General features: G+C 73.1%; 10 protein-coding genes. 1 reads left to right on the plus strand and 9 read right to left on the minus strand.

Annotation, left to right across the window (positions count from 1 at the left end; translation table 11 throughout):
• Positions 1-2: 2 nt before the first annotated feature.
• From AB0E85_RS24725 to AB0E85_RS24760, 8 genes are read right to left on the minus strand one after another with little or no spacing between them, the layout of a single operon-like run.
• A complete protein-coding gene (locus AB0E85_RS24725; RefSeq protein WP_361930995.1) occupies positions 3-1,316 on the minus strand; it encodes a beta-galactosidase in 1,314 nt (437 codons plus the stop codon).
• Positions 1,313-2,380: a glycosyltransferase family 4 protein gene (locus tag AB0E85_RS24730; protein WP_361930998.1), complete on the minus strand. Its 1,068-nt coding sequence runs from the start codon at positions 2,378-2,380 to the stop codon at positions 1,313-1,315. Before AB0E85_RS24730 ends, AB0E85_RS24725 begins: the two co-directional genes overlap by 4 nt.
• Before the next feature lie 19 nt (positions 2,381-2,399).
• Complete coding sequence (locus AB0E85_RS24735) at positions 2,400-3,965, minus strand: phospholipid carrier-dependent glycosyltransferase (protein ID WP_361931001.1); 1,566 nt, start codon at positions 3,963-3,965, stop codon at positions 2,400-2,402.
• Positions 3,953-4,756, minus strand: coding sequence for a PIG-L family deacetylase (locus tag AB0E85_RS24740; RefSeq protein WP_361931004.1), 804 nt, complete (start codon positions 4,754-4,756; stop codon positions 3,953-3,955). Before AB0E85_RS24740 ends, AB0E85_RS24735 begins: the two co-directional genes overlap by 13 nt.
• Complete coding sequence (locus tag AB0E85_RS24745; protein ID WP_361931007.1) at positions 4,738-6,564, minus strand: glycosyltransferase; 1,827 nt, start codon at positions 6,562-6,564, stop codon at positions 4,738-4,740. The genes AB0E85_RS24740 and AB0E85_RS24745 overlap by 19 nt, the downstream gene beginning before the upstream one ends.
• Complete coding sequence (locus tag AB0E85_RS24750) at positions 6,561-9,002, minus strand: lipopolysaccharide biosynthesis protein (RefSeq protein ID WP_361931010.1); 2,442 nt, start codon at positions 9,000-9,002, stop codon at positions 6,561-6,563. The genes AB0E85_RS24745 and AB0E85_RS24750 overlap by 4 nt, the downstream gene beginning before the upstream one ends.
• The gene (locus tag AB0E85_RS24755; RefSeq protein ID WP_361931013.1) at positions 8,999-10,474 is read right to left on the minus strand and encodes a glycosyltransferase family 4 protein; all 1,476 of its coding nucleotides are present in this window, start codon (positions 10,472-10,474) and stop codon (positions 8,999-9,001) included. The genes AB0E85_RS24750 and AB0E85_RS24755 overlap by 4 nt, the downstream gene beginning before the upstream one ends.
• Before the next feature lie 6 nt (positions 10,475-10,480).
• Positions 10,481-11,221, minus strand: a complete 741-nt coding sequence (locus AB0E85_RS24760; protein WP_361931016.1) for a glycosyltransferase — start codon at positions 11,219-11,221, stop codon at positions 10,481-10,483.
• A 204-nt stretch (positions 11,222-11,425) separates the two neighbouring features.
• Here AB0E85_RS24760 and AB0E85_RS24765 point away from each other — a divergent pair, with 204 nt between their 5' ends.
• A complete protein-coding gene (locus AB0E85_RS24765; RefSeq protein WP_361931019.1) occupies positions 11,426-13,264 on the plus strand; it encodes a glycoside hydrolase family 15 protein in 1,839 nt (612 codons plus the stop codon).
• A gap of 24 nt (positions 13,265-13,288) precedes the next feature.
• Here the strand turns inward: AB0E85_RS24765 and AB0E85_RS24770 are convergent, their stop codons facing one another.
• Positions 13,289-16,351 carry an EAL domain-containing protein gene (locus tag AB0E85_RS24770; RefSeq protein WP_361931128.1) on the minus strand — a complete coding sequence of 1,021 codons (3,063 nt, stop codon included), beginning with the start codon at positions 16,349-16,351 and terminating at the stop codon, positions 13,289-13,291.
• Positions 16,352-16,443: the final 92 nt, after the last annotated feature.

A 16,443-nucleotide genomic window follows, 5' to 3' on the forward strand; every position in this document is an offset into this window, starting at 1 on the left:
CCTCAGTCGTAACGGGAGATCATCGCGGAGTAGTCCGCGAGTGACGAACCCGGGGTGCCGTCGTAGAGGTTGCTGTCGAACGCCCACATCAGGCCCCGTAGTCCGCACGTGTCCATCTGGCGGGCCGCGGCGGACATGACGCCGGGGTAGTAGGGGCTGACCCGCGTTCCGGCGCTCTCTCCGCTGAGCAGCGTGAAGCCGTGCTGCCGGGCGGCCCGGCTGACCCAGCGCATCGACGACCACTCGTCGTGCACGCGGTCGGGCGGAGCGAGGACGTTCACCTCGGGGTCCTCGGGGGAACAGCCGTTGTTCCGGGGCTTGCCGGTGCCGTCCACGAGGGAGGTCGGCACGATCTGCACGTTGTGACGGTGGCGGATCTGTCCCAGGGTCCGGAAGAAGCCGACTCCGAGGGTGACCAGCCGGTTCCCCGCGGACTCGTCCAGGTGGCGCTGGACGGCACGCCGGAGGTCGCGCGGGTAGTAGCCGCTGCCCGCCAGCAGCACCTTCAGGTAGCCGCTGTAGCGCAGCGACCTGTAGAACTCGATCTGCCAGTTCACCGCGTTCGACAGGGCCAGCAGGTACCAGTCGTACCACGTGCTGACCTGAGCCTCGGTGAACTCCCTTCCCCCGTAATCGCGTTGGCCCGGCTTCCAGCCGGGGGACGGGTTCGCGGGGGTACCGGGCGGCCGGCCCGCGCGGTCCGGGCTCTGGGCGTTGGCGTCGAAGGCCCAGTAGGAGTTGTCCCCGTCGCCCGAGGGGTAGCCGAACTCGCCGGTGCCGCTCACGCCCACCCGGATCGCCCAGAAGTTGTCCAGCCCGATCTCCCGGTCCACCCGCTCCACGTAACGCTGCGCCTTCTCGCGCACGGTCTGGCTGAAGACCATGTTGGGCGCGTCGGTGAGCCGGTTTCCGTCCTGGTCGACGTAGGCGGCCTCCGGATACTCGTCGAAGAGCCAGTCCGGCGCGTGATGCAGGCCGAGGCTCACCTCGATGAGCGAACCCGCCCGTTGGAGCCGCTCCAGGGAGCTCCTGACGCTGTCCAGGTACCGGGAGGAGAAGTGGCCTTCGGCCGTCTCGTACCGGTCCCAGAAGATCTGCAGATGGGCGACCCTGATGCCCTTGCTGCGCTCCAGTTGCGCCTTCTCGGCCATGGTCTGCAACGTGCCGAAGACGTGCCCCCGGCCCTCGTCGCGCTCCACGGCCGCCGGGGAGCACGCGGCGACCAGCAACGCGGCCGTGAGGACACTGAGGTGCCGCCTGCGGTACGGCGCGGCCCGGTTGCCGGTGCCGGCCGCCTGTCGCCATGCCGGGTTCATGCCAGGGACTCCTGGTACAGACACTCGTACTGCGTGCGGAAGCGGTCGGGTCCGAACCGCTCCTCCACCGTGGCACGGCCGCGCCGGGCCAGCATCTCCCAGCTCCGCGGCTGCTCCAGCAGCCGGGTCAGCAGCTCACCCGTGCGGAACGCGTCGCCGACAGGGGCCCGGAGCGCCGCGGAACCCAGCCCGGCGAACTGGGGCAGGTCGCTGAGGACCACGGGGCGCCCCGTGGCGAGCGCCTCCAGCACGATGAAGGGGACGTCCGCCTTCCCGCCGAGGGAGCGCGGGGTGAAGAGCACGATGTCCGCCGCCGCCAGCAGCCCCGGCATGTCCGGCACATGACCGAGGACGTCCGGCCGCGGCAGTCCCTCGCGGGCCGCCAGGGCCAGCAGCCCGCTGCGGAGCGCGCGCTCGTCCTGCCCCGGCCGGCCCCGCATCGCCAGCACCAGACGGAAGCGCGCCCCCGAGCGGTGCGCCTGCGCCGCGGCGGCGATCGCCTCACACGCGCCGCCCGCCGGGTCGTGATGGCCGGCGAACACGACCAGCGGAGGTCCCGGGGCACGCGGGCGCCACGGCCACCGGTCGAGCGGGATCGTCGGCGGTATCACCCGTACGTCCCCGAACCCCGCGGCACGCAGCTGCCCCGCCGTCGCCTCCGAGAGGGCGACGGTCACGCCCAGCGGCCGGGACCGCTCCAGCAGCCCGGCGTCCATCACCCCGGGCACCGTGTGGATGACCGGGCCGCCGCCGAGCAGACCCCGCCGCAGCCGGGAGAACAGCGGATAGGTCCCGCCGATCGTCAGGATCGCGTGCACCAGGTCCGTACGGCGTGCCAGGACGCTCCCGGCGAGGGCCGCCTGAAGCCGCTCCGGGACGTGCGGCGCGCCGTCCCGGGACACGAGGGGGACGCCCCGGCCGCGGGCCGTTCCGGGCGGGCCGTGCCGCGGCCAGCGGCTGAACCACAGAAAGTCCCTCTCCGGCATGCAGTCGGCGATCGACGCCGCCAGCTGTGTGTCGGCTCCCGCCCCGCCCTCCCACGGACCGCTGGTGAAAAGCAGCACCCGGGACGGTGTCGGCCGGCTAGCCACCGCCGCCGCCCGCCCCGGCCGCGTGGGACACCGGCGGCAACGGCAGCCGGTACACCGCCACCGTGCCGTACGTCCGGCCGTGGAAGGAGAAGAGCAGGTCGCCCTGCCGGGTGAGCTCCCGGGCCTGCCGCTGGGTGAACGGGGAGTACCCCTGGTCGATCAGCCGCCACGAGGCGACGATGTACGCCGCCCGCGCTCTCGCGCGGTCCTCCGGGGTGCGCCAGCGCCCGATGCGGTAGCGGTCCTCCAGGATCAGGTCCACCGAGCCGCTCGTCGAGATGACCCGGCTGCCCTGGGGCACGTGGTCCAGCATGTACCTGCGCAGTTGCGGGTAGCCGTCGTCCGGCGTCGTCCTGGTCTGTGCGTAGGTGACCCCGGACGCGGCCAGAGCGGCCGCGAGGACGAGGACCGTGGTGGTCCGTGCGATTCCGGAACGCAGCGGCCGGCGCCCGGCCCGCCCTTCCCACAGCCGCGCGGCCGCCAGTCCCACGACCACGATCGTGGGAACGAGGAGCATGTACAGCGCCTGCTCCTCCAGCGTGCCCTTGAGCACGGCGTAGGCGAGCGCGATGCCCGCCGACAGGTACCAGAGCCCGAGCAGGCGCTGCGCCCGGTTGCCCCGACGCAGCAGTGGGATCACCGCGAGGGGGCCCAGGGCCAGCAGCACGTAGGTGCCGCCGAAGTTGCTCATCTCCTCGGCCACGCGCTGGGAGAGCGGCGGCGCGCCGGCCGCGTTGAAGCCGGTCTCCTGGACCTGGCCCAGCAGCCGTCTGATGCCGTGGGTCTTCACCGCCCACATCTCGTCGAAGTGGCCCGCGGCCGCCACGACGGTGACGTAGACCGCGTACGGCACGGTGGCCGCCGCTGCGGCGAGCAGCGGCACGGACCGCCGCGACCGCCAGGTGAACAGCGCGGCGGCGACCAGCGGCAGCACCGTGATGAGCGAGGCCACGTCCTTCGTCAGGATGGCCAGCCCGAACAGGAGCCCGCCGGCGACGGCCCGGCCGCGCGCTCTCGGCCGCCGGTCGGATTCCGTCAACGGCAGCAGCACGAGATAGCCCAGCAGAACCCAGAGCATCATCGACGTCTCGATGAGCACACGGTCGTTGAGCCGCAGGATGAACGGGTCGAACGCGAAGACCAGGCCCACCGCCACGGCGACGGGGACGGACCGGGTGACGCGGGTGATCAGGACGACGAGCACCGCAGCGGTGATCATGGCCAGGACGGCGTTCAGCAGCCGCATCTGGTGCACGCCGGAGACGACGTCCGCGTAGCCGCCGAACAGCCTCTCCCAGCCGCCCTCCAGGTAGAAGTAGCCGGGCGGATGGAGGAAGAACAGCCCGCCCTTGTACCGGGGGAAGCCTCCCGACTCCACCGAGTGGCCGATGTGCCAGTAGTACACCTCGTCGCCGAACACGTCCGGTGTCTGACCGAAGCCGACCAGACGGACCACTCCGGTGAGAGCGGCCGAGAGGACCGCCACCAGCCACAGGGGGACCGCCCGGCTCCGCAGCCACGCCACCGACACCGGCAGGGCCTTGCTCACGACAGCCATGGCGCACCCCCGGCGAGCAGGTAGATCTCCGGAACCTCCGGAATGCGGCCGCCGGGGAAGAGCGCGTCGGCCTGCGAGCGGTACCCGCGCACCAGCGCCGCCTTGGCGGCGAGGCCCCGTGACCACTCCACCCCGGTGAGCCCGTTCCGCTCGACGAAGCGGGGGTCGACAGGGTGCTGCTGGTTGTAGGGGAAGTCGCTGTAGAAGACCACCCGGTGACCGCTGAGCTCGGCGGCCGTGCGCACCAGGACGTGGTCCACGTGCCGGCCCACGCCCGAGGGGGCCAGCAGGATCGTCCGGGGAGCCGACGCAAGGGTCTCCAGCACGGCCCGCGCCTGGTCCAGGGTGCCGGCGTCGAAGGGGGAGATCCGGCCCGTGGCCACGTGCAGCCGGTAGGTCGGGTACATGTGTGACGGCTCGGGCAGCGCGCGGCGCAGCCACTCCCGGGGCCGGCCGGAGACCGTGGGCTTGCGGCGGAACAGGCCGTCGGTCAGCCCCAGATGGACCCAGTCCACACCGAGCCGCCGCAGTACTTCCCCGTCCTCGGCGCGCCGTTCCCGGTACAGGGACTCCGCGTCGGTTCGACCGGCCAGCCGCAGATAGTGCCGTCCGGAGAGCGTGTACGGCGGTGCGCCCGCCTCCGTGAAGAACGTGGCCACGCGAACGTTGGTGCGGTCCGCGGCGTGCGCCATCAGAGCTCCGCAGGACAGGACCGCGTCGTCGAGGTGCGGGGAGAGCACGACCAGCGGGGTACCCGTGTCGATCACCGCGGTCAGCGGATCGGCTGCCATGACCCGGCCCCCTTCCTTTCTGCTCCCTCCCGCGGCGTCGCGGTGGCTCGTCCCGCTGCACACGGCCGGTTCAGCAGCTCCTGGACGAGAGTTCGGTACTGACCTGTGGTCCGGTCCCACGACAGCCATCGCGCCGCCTGGTACGCCAGGTGCCCAAGCCGCCGGCGGGTCTCCTCGTCCGCCGTGAGGACCCGCAGCTGACGCCCCAGGGCCTCCACGTCGAACGCCGGGACGGTGACGTTCCCGCCGCCGTCCATCCAGCGCAGCGTGGGCAGATCGAAGTGCAGCACCGGCTTGCCGTGCGCCATGGCCTCCAGCGCCACGAGTCCGAATGACTCGCTGCGGGACGGCAGCACCATGAAGGCGCATTCCTCCAGGAACCGCTGCTTACGGCGTCCGCTCACCTCGCCCACCCGGCGGGCGTCGGCGCCGGATGCGGCGATCAGCGCGGCGAGCTCCGCCTCCGCGCCGCGGGTGCCCGCGCCGGCCAGCAGCAGAGGCAGCGAGGGCGGACCGGCGGCGCAGGCCGCGAGCAGGAGGTCCAGCCCCTTCTCCCAGACGTCCACCCGCCCCAGGAAGGCGATGTACTCGCCCTCCCCGATCCGCCGCGGGGCGGCGGGCGGTGGGTCGACGCCGTTGTGGATGACGTGCGTGACGGCTTCGGGGGCGTGGCGCTTCACCGTCGCGGCGTCCGCCTCGTTCAGGACGACGACGTCCTCGTAGAACCGCAGTCCGTACCGCTCGACCAGTGCGAACGGCAGGTGGTAGCGGTGTGTCATCGCCACCCCGCTCAGCGACTGGGCCAGCCCCACCACCGGCCCGCGGGCGAACAGCGGCAGGAACCCCGTGGAGAAGGGCGGTGTGAAGCTCTCCAGCCACAGGTCGTGCGGCAGCCTGCGGGCCGTGACCGGCAGTACCGCGTGGTAGAGGAGCTGCCCGAGGCGCGGTCCGGCCCAGCCCAGCGGCAGCCGGTGGTACCGCACCCCGTCGCGGGTCTCGGTGCCACCGCGTGCGGCCACCGTGACGACCGTGACCCGGTGGTCCTCGGCGAGGCGGCGGGCGACCTTGTCGACGAGGAGTGCCCCGCCGCCGTGGTAGTGCGGATTGCGCAGGTCGTCGAAGGTGGAGATCACCACGTGCGGTCCGCTGCCGGGGGGAGGTTCCGGCGCCGTCGCCGGTGCCGGCCGCAGCTCCGGGAGACAGGTCAGCGCTTCGGCCGCGACCGCGTCGGGTGACGCCGCGGCGTCCACCGGGCGCACGTACGGCAGCCGGACGGCCCAGTGCCGGTAGCGGTCCCGGCACTTCGCCAAGGGCCCGAGCGCGTACACGCCGTCGCGTTCCGCCAGCACCTCGGGCTCCGCATCCAGCAGCAGGGTGACCTCGTACGTCCTCGCCAGCCGGGCGAAAGCGGCCGCCAGCCGCGAACCGGGCTCGGGATCGAACTTGACGAGGGCGTCGAGCGGACCGCGGTCGGTCACCACGGCCGTCGGCCGCCCCCGAGAGGTCAGACGCGCCCGGACCGTGGCCTGTGCGATACCCGCGACGAGTTCTGCGGCGTCCACCCAGCCGTGCAGCCGGCCGGCCCACAGACCGATGCCCGAGGCGATCGACCTGGGCCTGCCGGGGGAGGCGGGGAACCGGGACCGGATGCGCTGGGGCAGGCGCCGGCACACGACACAGCCGTAGCAGTACTGGGCCGCCACCGCGTACCCGTGCTCGCGCAGGTCCGCCGTCATCCGGCCGACCAGGGACGACTTCCCGGCGCCGTCCGGCCCGGACACACAGACCAGCAGGGGGCGATGTTTCATGACAGGAGCATCCTTCGCCTCTTGGCGACGACGAGCGGCACCCGCAGGGCCGCCTCCCGCGCCGCGACCCGGGCCCGCCCATGACGCAGGAGGTGCAGCGCGTGCCCCGCGCCCACCCGCAGGGACGCGCCCACCGGAAGCGGCACCGGCAGCCTGACCGGCGCGCCCTCGTCCAGTCGGCGCATCGCCCCGACCGCCACGGCCAGGGCTCGGTCGCCTCCGGCTGCCCAGCCCTCGCGCGCCGCCTCGTGCCGGGCCTCGGCCACGATGTCCGGCGCCAGCAGCTTCCGTATCGCGAACAGCTCCGACAGGTCGAAGGTGAGGTTCTGGAACAGGCCGTGCGCCAGCCAGATCCGCAGCTCGTCCGGCGGGCGGGGCACCAGCCACGCGCCCCCGGACGGGCGGGACCGCTCGAAGAGCCGGCGTGTGGGCAGCACCGGCACGCCGAACCACGAGACTGCGGTGTGCAGATGTGCCGCCGGGCCGCTGGGCGGTTCCAGCAGCACCTTCGTCGATCGCTCCAGCCAGTACGTAGAACGGTCGTCGTACCAGCCCTCCAGGGCGCCGCAGGCGTCCTCCCAGCGCCCGTCGGGCACCACGAGGTCGAAGTTGCCATAGACGTAGTCGCCGGCCAGGTCGGCCTTGATGAGCACCGTGGGGATGCCGGCCGCGTACAGCCGGCCCGTCGCCTCCGTCAGGTTCTCCCGGAACAGCTCGTTGGCGGTGTCCACCTCGGTCACGACGTCCGCCAGTTGCCGCGGGTACGCGCGCGCGAGGCGGCCCTCGACCTGGTTGTCACGGGCGAGCCGCAGCGCGTGACGCAACGCGGAGTCACCGGCCGGCCGGGGGTCGCCGCGCCAGACGGCGTCCACGAGCAGACGGTCGGGTCGCTCCTGCGCGCGCAGGGCGCCGGCGTTCGCGGGGTCGGTCTTCGTAGGCGTCATGGCTCCACCCGGTCGGTCGGTGGTCGTCTCTGGAAGGCCGGCGGACCCGTCCGCCGACGAGGGCCCGGCGGTGACCTCGGTCCGGTCCTCCTCGGGATCCGGTGCCCCCGGCCGCCGCAGGAAGCGCTCCACGGCCCGCACCCCGATGGCCGTCGCCACGATCAGCCACACCAGCGGGAAGGGGCGCAGCAGCACCAGCAGCACCGTGAGCAGCAGCGGCTCCACCCACGGTGTGCGCCGCAGGAAGGCCGTCCCCTGGCGGCGCAGGAGCCGGCCCAGGAGCAGGGCGAGCGCGGCGACGGCGCCCACCGCCCCGCCCACGGCGATGCCGCGGACGCCGTCGATGCGCCAGCCCGCCAGCAGCGCGGCCGTGTAGACCACCAGACCGGCGATCTGCCAGCGTGCGCAGGCGTAGTCGTCCACGGCCTGGGAGAAGGTGACGGCGAGGTTGACCGCTCCGATGGCGAACCCGGTCAGTGCGGTGAAGGCCATCAGGGTGCTCATCATGCTGTAGTCGGCGGGGAACACCATGCCGAGGACGGGGCCCGGCACGGTGGCCAGAGCCGCCATGAGTGGCAGGGAGACGAGCACGTACATCCGTACGGCGCTGGCGCTGAGCCGGCTTCCCGCCCGCCGTCGGGACAGGGCGGGGAAGAAGGCCATCGACACCGCGCCGGCCACGAACAGCGGCACGCGCGAGAGGGTGACGCTCGCCTGGTAACTCGCCGCCTCCGCCGGTTCGGTGGGCAGCATCGTCACCAGCACCACGTCGACCGCCGCCATGAGCGCCACCAGCCCCTGGAGCCGGGCGATGCCGAGCGCCCGCCGCCACAGGTCCCGGTTGGCCGACGCGCTGCGCCAGGGCCGGCCGCTGCCGCTCGGCAGGGACGGCCACCACAGCAGGAACGGCAGGGCGCCGATCCCGAAGGCGGCCAGCGCGCCGGTGTCGCCCAGTCCGAGGGCGACGACGAGGAACACCCCGACCGCCATCTTCGCCAGCACCTCGGCCACGTGCAGCAGCGACAGGGTCCGCATCCGCTCCTGGCCCTGGAGCCAGCCCGCGGTCACTGTCGTCGTGTAGATCAGGAAGGTGCTCAGCGCCAGCGCCAGCGTCGTGGCGGGTCCGGCGAACCGGGTCGCCACGGCGGCGACGACACTGCCCATGACGAGTCCGCCGCCGATGCTCGTGATGACCGCGAAACGGCCGGCGTCGCCGCGCTCGGCGTCCGACCGGGCGCGGGCCAGGGCCTGTGCCAGCACCCACGGCACGGTCACCGTCGCCACGGTGGCCGCGCTCAGCAGCAGCCACTGCCCGGCGACGAACCGCGCATAGGAGCCGACGTCCAGCAGTCTGGTCAGCAGCAGGGCGTAGCCGTAGTTCACGGCACCCACGGCGAGGGCCGCCGCGGTGAACCAGCGGGCGCCGTGGACGGCCTTCACCACGTCCGGGCGGTTCGCCGGGTGCTGCATCGTCGCGGTACGCGGGGCGGTCATGCCGGGCCCCGCCGTTCCCGGGTGGCGGGCCGGCCGGTGGCGGGCCGGCCCGCGTCGTCCGCACCGGACCCGTCCGCCGCAGGGGGCACGAGCTCTTCGCGCCGGTGCGCGAGCCGGAAGGCCGCGTCGGGCACGCCGAGCCGCCGCAGCGCCTGGAACGCGCGCAGCTCGTCGCAGCCGTGCAGCAGCACCTTGAAGGTGTCGCCGTGGCGGGTCCACCGGTCGGTCTCCCGCAGGAGGGTCCTGAGTGTGCGTTCGATGTGATCGCCGTCGGGGGACCGGAACCAGGTGAGGACCGTCAGGTCGCTGGCCCGGCGGCGCGACCTGCGGTGCAGGCGGACACGCCGGGCTTCTTCGAGGATCACTTGGGCGAGCCGCTCGGCGCTGTCGTCCCAGGAGAACCGGCTGCTCCAGGCGCGGCAGCGACGTGCGGCCCGGTCGCGGGCGCCGGGGTCGGACAGTTCGGTGAGGGCCGAGTCGAGGGCGTCGGCCAGCGGCACGCCGTCGGGGACCAGCCAGCCGTTGTAGCCCTCCCGCACGGCGTCGCGCAGGCCGGGGACGTCGAAGGCGAGGGCGGGCGTGCCCATGGAGTTGGCCTCGATCACGGTCAGGCCCCAGCCTTCCGCGACGGACGGCACCACGGTGAGCCATGCGCCGCCCAGCAGCGCCTGTTTGCGTTCCTCGCTGACGTGGCCGTGGAACGTGACCGTCGCGTCGAGGCCGAGTGTGGAGGCGAGTGCGCGCAGGTTCGGCAGTTCACCGCCGTCCCCGGCCAGCTCCACCCGCAGGTCCGGCCACCGGTCGCGGAGCGCGGGGAGGGACCGCAGCAGCAGGCCCACCCGCTTCTGCGGCGTCATCCGGGTGACGACGGCGACGGTCGGCGTCGCGGCGCGGGCGACCGGCGTGGACGACGGTTCCGGGCTGCCGTTGGGCACCAGGTAGACGGGGTTGCGGAAACCGAGTTCGGCGCGGACGCCCTCCCGGGTGGAGGGGGACACGGCGACGATGGCGTGCCCGCGGTACACCAGGCGGCTGATCTGCTTCTCCAGCAGCCGCCCGGCGGTGTTCACGGGCCACCGGAAGAAGAGATCGAACTGCTTCTGGTGGATGTGGTGGATGACGCACACGTCCGCGGTCCAGCGCGGGGTGAACAGCGGTGAGAAGAACGGTATGCCGTTCTGGAAGTCGACCACCGCGTCGTAGGTGTGACGGTTCCTCAGCAGATGCAGCGCCGCGGCGCGGTAGACGCCGTAGGTGCCACCACCGCGCAGCACGCGCACGCCGTCGGTCGACTCGGCGGCCCGTGAGCCCGGGAAGCGCGCGGCGAAGAGGGTCACCCGTGCGTCCGAACCGGCCAGCCGCCGGGCGATCTCGAAGCAGTAGGCCTCCGCCCCGCCGGCCTGTGGGTGGGCAGGGTCCCGCCAGTTGAGGAACAGCACGTTGGTCCGGGCAAGGTGCTCGAGTGCAGTCATGAACAGTCACCGTGAGAGGGAGATGCGTAGTACGTCCGCCATGGAGCGAATGCCGTCGCGTCGGGCCGAGAACGTCGATCCGGGCATGTCCGTCCAGGCCACCGGGACCTCGACGACCGTGCCGCCGGCCCGCGCGATGCGGGCGAGTAGCTCCACGTCGAAGGCGAAGCCGTCCACCCGGCAGGTCGCCGCCGCCTCCCGGGCGAGACGCCCGTCGAAGAACTTGAACCCGCACTGGGTATCGGCGATGTCCGGGAGCGTCAGGTGGGTGAGCCGCCGGAACATCCAGCCGCCGCAGCGGCGCAGCGCCGACTCCTCGACCTCGAACCGGGAACCGTCGACGTGCCGTGAGGCGATCACCGCGGCGCAGCCGTCCTGGAGCAGCGGCAGCACCTTGCCGAGGGTCTCGACCGGGGTCGCGTTGTCGGCGTCGAGGAACCCGACGAAACGGGCCGTGGAGGTGAGGATGCCCCGTCGTACGGCGGCGCCCTTGCCGCGTTCACTGCAACCGATGACATGGACGCGGGTGAGAGGGCTGTCGAAGCGTTCCGGCACGTCGTTCGTGCAGTCCACGGAGTTGTTGTCGACCACGACGACGGCGGACGACCAGACCTGTCCCCGGAGGTAGTCCAGCGTCGTCCCGATGGTGCGGGGCAGGCGGCGCTCCTCGTTGACGGCGGGGATGACGATCTCCAGCTCGACCGGGGGGCGCCTGAGACACGGGGGAATCCCCTCGCGTGTGTGCACAGGAGTTCACCTCCGTCGTGATCCGGCGGCGCTGGTGCGTCGCCGTACGTTTACGACGTATACAAGTATCTTGTGATGATTTGTTCTGATGCGTCAAGAGGGGCCGGGTAGGGGTTGACGAGCGTGCTTGCCCGGGCGACGATGTACGTATACGCCGTAAACATCGGGTGGTGTCCGTCGCGGGAACGGCGGAGGACGGTGATCATGAGCGTACCGATCGAGGACTTTGCCCTCCTCAGCGATCTGCAGACCGCGACCATGGTCGGCCGTAACGGCTCTGTCGACTGGCTGTGCCTGCCCCGCTTCGACTCGCCGGCCTGTCTGGCCGCGCTGCTGGGCGACAGCGGCAACGGCTGCTGGCGCGTCGCCCCCGCGGACCCGGCATCCGCCGGCGCTTTCCCCGACCGGTGCGCGGAGCGCGCGTACCGGAAGGACACCCTGGTGCTGGAGTCGCGGTGGGAGACCCCGGACGGAACCGTCCGCGTCACCGACTTCATGCCACCCCGTACGCAGCTGCCCTGTCTCGTCCGCGTGATCGAGGGGCTGTCCGGGGCCGTCCCGATGCGCAGCGAACTGCGGCTGCGCTTCCACCAGGGCAGGGTGGTGCCCTGGGTCCGCGACGCCGGGCAGTGCACCGTCGCGGTCGCCGGCCCCGACGCCGTCTGGCTCGGCGCCGACGGGCCGGTGACCACGCTCGGCGACACGGACGCCACGGTGTGGGAGTTCACCGTGCCCGCCGGGCGGCGAGTGGCGCTCACACTGGCCTGGTCGCCGTCCCACCGGCCCGATCCGCCGGCGCCGCTGTCCGTCCCCGCCGAGACGGCGCTGAAGGAGACCGTCGACTTCTGGCGCCGCTGGGCGGGCCAGTGCCGCTACCGGGGGCCGTGGCGGGAAGCCGTGGTGCGCTCGCTGATCACCCTCAAGGCCCTCACCTACGCCCCCACCGGCGGCATCGTCGCCGCCCCCACCACCTCCCTTCCCGGCCGCATCGGTGGCGACCACAACTGGGACCACCGCTACTGCTGGCTACGCGATTCCACCCTCACCCTGTCCTGCCTCCTGCGCAGCGGCTACCGGGACGAGGCCACGGCCTGGCTGGACTGGCTGGTGCGGGCCATCGCCGGCGACCCCGCCCAGCTACAGGCGGTCTACGGCGTCGGCGGCCAGCGCCTGCTGCCGGAGACCGAAGCACCCTGGCTCCCCGGCTACGAGGGCTCGCAGCCGGTCCGGTTCGGGAACTACGCCGTGGGCCAGTTCCAGCTGGACGTCTACGGCGAGGTGATGGACACGCTCTGTCTGTCCCTGCGCGCGGGTATCCCCATGCCGGCCCACGTGTGGGACCTGGTCGAGGCGCTCATGGGCTGGCTGATCCGGCACTGGCGGGAACCCGACCAGGGGCTGTGGCAGGTGCGCGGACCGCGGCGCCAGTTCGTCCACTCCAAGGTCATGGCGTGGGTGGCCGCCGACCGCGCCGTACGCATGGGGGAACTCCTGGGCCGCAATGGCTCCTCGGCGGAATGGCGCGCCATGCGCGACGAGGTGCGCCGGCAGGTCCTGCGGGAGGGCTGGGACGCCGGGCAGCGCTCGTTCGTCCAGGCCTACGGTTCGCCGGACCTGGACGCCTCCAGCCTCCTGATGCCCAGGCTGGGCTTCCTGCCGGCGTCCGACCCCCGGGTGCGCGGCACCCTCCGGGCGATGAGCCACCTCGACCACGGGGGATTCCTGCGGCGCTATGAGCACGATGGCGACGGACGGGACGGCACGCCCGACGGCGAGGGCGCCTTCGTGGCCTGTTCCCTCTGGTACGCGGCCGCCCTCGCGGCCGGCGGTCACACCGAGCAGGCCCAAGAGGTCTTCGAGCGTGTCCTTGCCATCCGCAACGACGTCGGACTGCTCGCGGAACAGTGGGACCCGGACACCGGACGGCAGTTGGGCAACGCCCCACAGGCGTTCAGCCACCTCGCGCTGGCGGAGACGGCGTTCACCCTGTCCGCGGCGCAGCCGCGCCGGGGCCTGCCGAGGCGTGCGGCCGGGCACGAATAGCTCATCGCCCCGCGGACGAGGCGTTCACCCAAGCGGCGTTCCAGGGCCGCCATCGTAGTGTTCGCGCAGCGCGACCGCGCTCTGTTCCACCGTCAGGGGCCCTGCGAACAGGAAGCCCTGCCCGAACCGGCAGCCCATCGAGGTCAGCAGGTCCCGCTGCCCCCGCTGCTCGATGCCCTCGGCGATGATCTGCAGCCCGAGCGTCCTGGCGAGGCACACGATGCCCCGGACGAGTGCCGCCTGCCGGGGGTCCCGCGGGATGTCGTCGATGTAGGTCTTGTCCAGCTTGAGGGTGTCGACCGGGAAGTCGCGCAGGTAGCGCAGCGAGGAGAACCCGGTCCCGAAATCGTCGACCGCGATCCGTACGCCCAGTTCCTTCAGCGATCGTATGAGCCGGTCGAGCCGGTCGTCACGGCGCACCAGCACGGATTCGGTGAGTTCCAGCTGGAGCGAGCCGGGGGCGAGGCCCGGGGTCTCGACGGCCCTGCTCACCTCCTCCAGGAAGTCCGCGTCCTGCCACTGAAGGCCGGAGACGTTGACACTGATGTACGGCGCGACGGCCCGGCCGGCCGTCCGCTGCAACCGGGCCATGTCCGCGGCGGCGTTGCGCAGCACCCATGCGCCCAGGGGTGCGATGTGGCCGGTCTCCTCGGCGAGCGGGATGAACTGCCCCGGTGAGGCCAGCCCGCACCGGCCCTGCGGCCAGCGGGCCAGCGCCTCGAAGCCGATGACCTGGCCCCCGGTGATGTCCACGACTGGCTGGTAGCGCAGTGCGAACTCCTCCCGGGAGATCGCGCGGTCCAGGCGCGCCCGCAGGTCGTGCCGCTCGGTGACGCGGACCCGCAGCCCCGGCACGAAGCGACGCCACTGCCGCTTCCCGGCGGACTTCGCCGCGTGCACGGCCAGTCCGGCGCACGACAGCAGTTCGTCGGGATCGGTGCTGTCCCAGGTGGTGGCCACCCCCACGCCGGCGGAGAGGGCGACGGTGCCCTCGGGCAGCCGGAAGGGTCGGTCCAGTACCCGGATCACCTGTTGCGCCAGCAGTTCGGCGTCCTGGGGCTGCCGGGCCTCCTCCATCAGGACCGCGAACGCATCGCCGTCCAGCCGGGCCGCGGTGTCGGTGCGCCGCAGTGTCTCCGACAGCCGCTCGCCCACCGCCTTCAGGACCCGGTCACCCGCTGCGTGCCCCAGGGTCTCGTTGACGGTCTTGAAATCGTCCAGGTCGACGAAGAGGACGCAGGCCAGGGGCGACTCCCGGTGGTTGCGCAGCAGGGCCCTGCCGATGCGCTCCAGCAGCAGGGCCCGGTTGGGCAGGCCGGTGACGGGGTCGTGGAAGGCCCGGTGGGAGAGTTCGTTGCGCAGCTTGCGCTGCTCGGTCACGTCCCGCAGGGTGACGACGAGCCCGCCGACGATCCCGTCCGCCCGCAGGTCGCGGCAGCGTGCCTCCACCTCGGTGCGCCCGACCCGCCCGCGCACCCCCCACTGGTCGTGGACGTCCCGGCCAGGACCGCTGTCCAGCGCGGCCAGTGCCCGGTCGACCCGCTCCCGGTCCTGCGGTTCGACCAGACTCCGCAGCGCTGTCCCCGTCACCTCACCGCGGCCGAACAGGGTCCGTGCGGAGGGACTGGCGTAGCGCACGGTCGAGTCGGCGCCGACGACCAGGACGACGTCCGAGGTGCTGCTCAGGAGGGTGCGGAAGTACGCCTCGCCCCCCGGGAGCGGGTGGGCGGGCCGGAGTGCGGCGCGCTGTGCCGCCGGCCCGGCGTGTGCCGCGAGGGTTTCCAGCGCTGCCCGCGCCCCGACGAGCCGCCGTTCCGGTCCGGCGGCCAGCAGGACCCCCGCGCGGGCGGACGCGGGGCCCGGCGGCCCTGCCGGGGAGCAGACGAGGACGGCGGGCGGGCCGGCCAGTCGCGCGGCGATGCCGGGGGGCAGCCGGTCGACGGGCAGTAGCAGGGAGGTGCGTCCGGTGCCGGGCGGGGGGCCGGGGACCTCACCGGCCGGCAGGAGGAGGGATCCGTGCGGGCGGTGCGGGCCGAGCAGTTCGTTGACCGCCGCCTCGCAGCACCGGGCGACCTGGGCCGGGCTCTCCGCCGCCTCCAGCGCGGTGATGGCCGTCCGCAGCACCCGCTCATGGGCCAGGGTCCTGCGGTGTTCCGCGAGCGCGCTCGCCAGACGCAGGACCAGGAGCAGGAAGAGGCCGCAGGAGAGGGCGGCCGGCACGGCCGGGTCGCGGATCCGGCCCGTGTGCTGGCCGAGGAGGAGTATTGCGGGCGGTATCAGCGTGGCCGTGGCGAGCAGGACGAGCCGGAGCCGGACCCCGGGGAGGGGCCGTGACGGTGGCTGCGGCGATGCCGGACCGGCCATGGTGGGATGCAGCGCGGCCAGTCCCCAGGCCGCGCTGAGGACGATCCAGCCGGAGCCGGGGAGGGCCCAGGAGGGGCTGCTGCCGCCGAGCAGCAGGATCCCGGAGGCGACGTCGGCGCAGAGCAGCGTCACCGTGCCCAGTGCCAGCAACTGCACGGCGCGGTCACGGCCGGACAGAGGTCTCGGGATGAGCAGGCGGGCCGGCATCGTCAGTAGCACCAGGTCGGCCAGCGGATACGCGAGGGCGATGGCCCTCTGCTGCCAGGTCAGGCCGAAACGGGTGTCGAGCGGTTGCACCAGGTGGATCCAGGCGGGCAGGGCCAGAGCGGTGGTGATGATCAGCGCGCTGAGCAGGCAGGGCAGGGCGCGGCCCACCCGGCGGCACCGGACGAGGCCGAACAGCCCGAGGGCCAGGAGCGGGTAGGCGGCGAGGTTGATGGCGTCCGCCAGGGACGGAAACAGCCCGAAGGCCCGGACGGACGGGGACTGCGCATGGGTGTACGCGCCGCCCGCGGCGACGACCGCCAAGCCGGCGGCGAGCATCAGCCAGGGCCATCGGCGGCCCGGTCGGTGGACCAGGACCCCGGTGATGAGGGCCGCCGCCCCGGCCGGCACCATGACCGTCCACACAGGCTCCCGGAGCCCCGGGACCGCCAAGTACAGGCAGATGGCTGCCCCGGCCGGCGCGATGCAGGCGGCCGACAGCCGTTGGGCCGGCGGCATGGACACACACGCCTCCTCGGGTCGGAGGATTCGGGAACGCCGAGCAGGCTGCGGCCGTGCACGGGGGCCGCACTCGACAGGGGCGGCGCATC

The sequence above is a fragment of the Streptomyces sp. NPDC029044 genome, assembly GCF_040637495.1.
In the GTDB taxonomy this organism is placed as follows: Bacteria; Actinomycetota; Actinomycetes; order Streptomycetales; family Streptomycetaceae; genus Streptomyces.

Bases quoted from the DNA above. Each gene is read 5' to 3' on its own strand.
- AB0E85_RS24750 (WP_361931010.1), bottom strand. From the start codon at position 9,002: ATGACCGCCCCGCGTACCGCGACGATGCAGCACCCGGCGAACCGCCCG.
- AB0E85_RS24755 (WP_361931013.1), bottom strand. From the start codon at position 10,474: ATGACTGCACTCGAGCACCTTGCCCGGACCAACGTGCTGTTCCTCAAC.
- AB0E85_RS24770 (WP_361931128.1), bottom strand. From the start codon at position 16,351: ATGCCGCCGGCCCAACGGCTGTCGGCCGCCTGCATCGCGCCGGCCGGG.
- AB0E85_RS24725 (WP_361930995.1), bottom strand. From the start codon at position 1,316: ATGAACCCGGCATGGCGACAGGCGGCCGGCACCGGCAACCGGGCCGCG.
- AB0E85_RS24745 (WP_361931007.1), bottom strand. From the start codon at position 6,564: ATGAAACATCGCCCCCTGCTGGTCTGTGTGTCCGGGCCGGACGGCGCC.
- AB0E85_RS24735 (WP_361931001.1), bottom strand. From the start codon at position 3,965: ATGGCTGTCGTGAGCAAGGCCCTGCCGGTGTCGGTGGCGTGGCTGCGG.
- AB0E85_RS24765 (WP_361931019.1), top strand. From the start codon at position 11,426: ATGAGCGTACCGATCGAGGACTTTGCCCTCCTCAGCGATCTGCAGACC.
- AB0E85_RS24740 (WP_361931004.1), bottom strand. From the start codon at position 4,756: ATGGCAGCCGATCCGCTGACCGCGGTGATCGACACGGGTACCCCGCTG.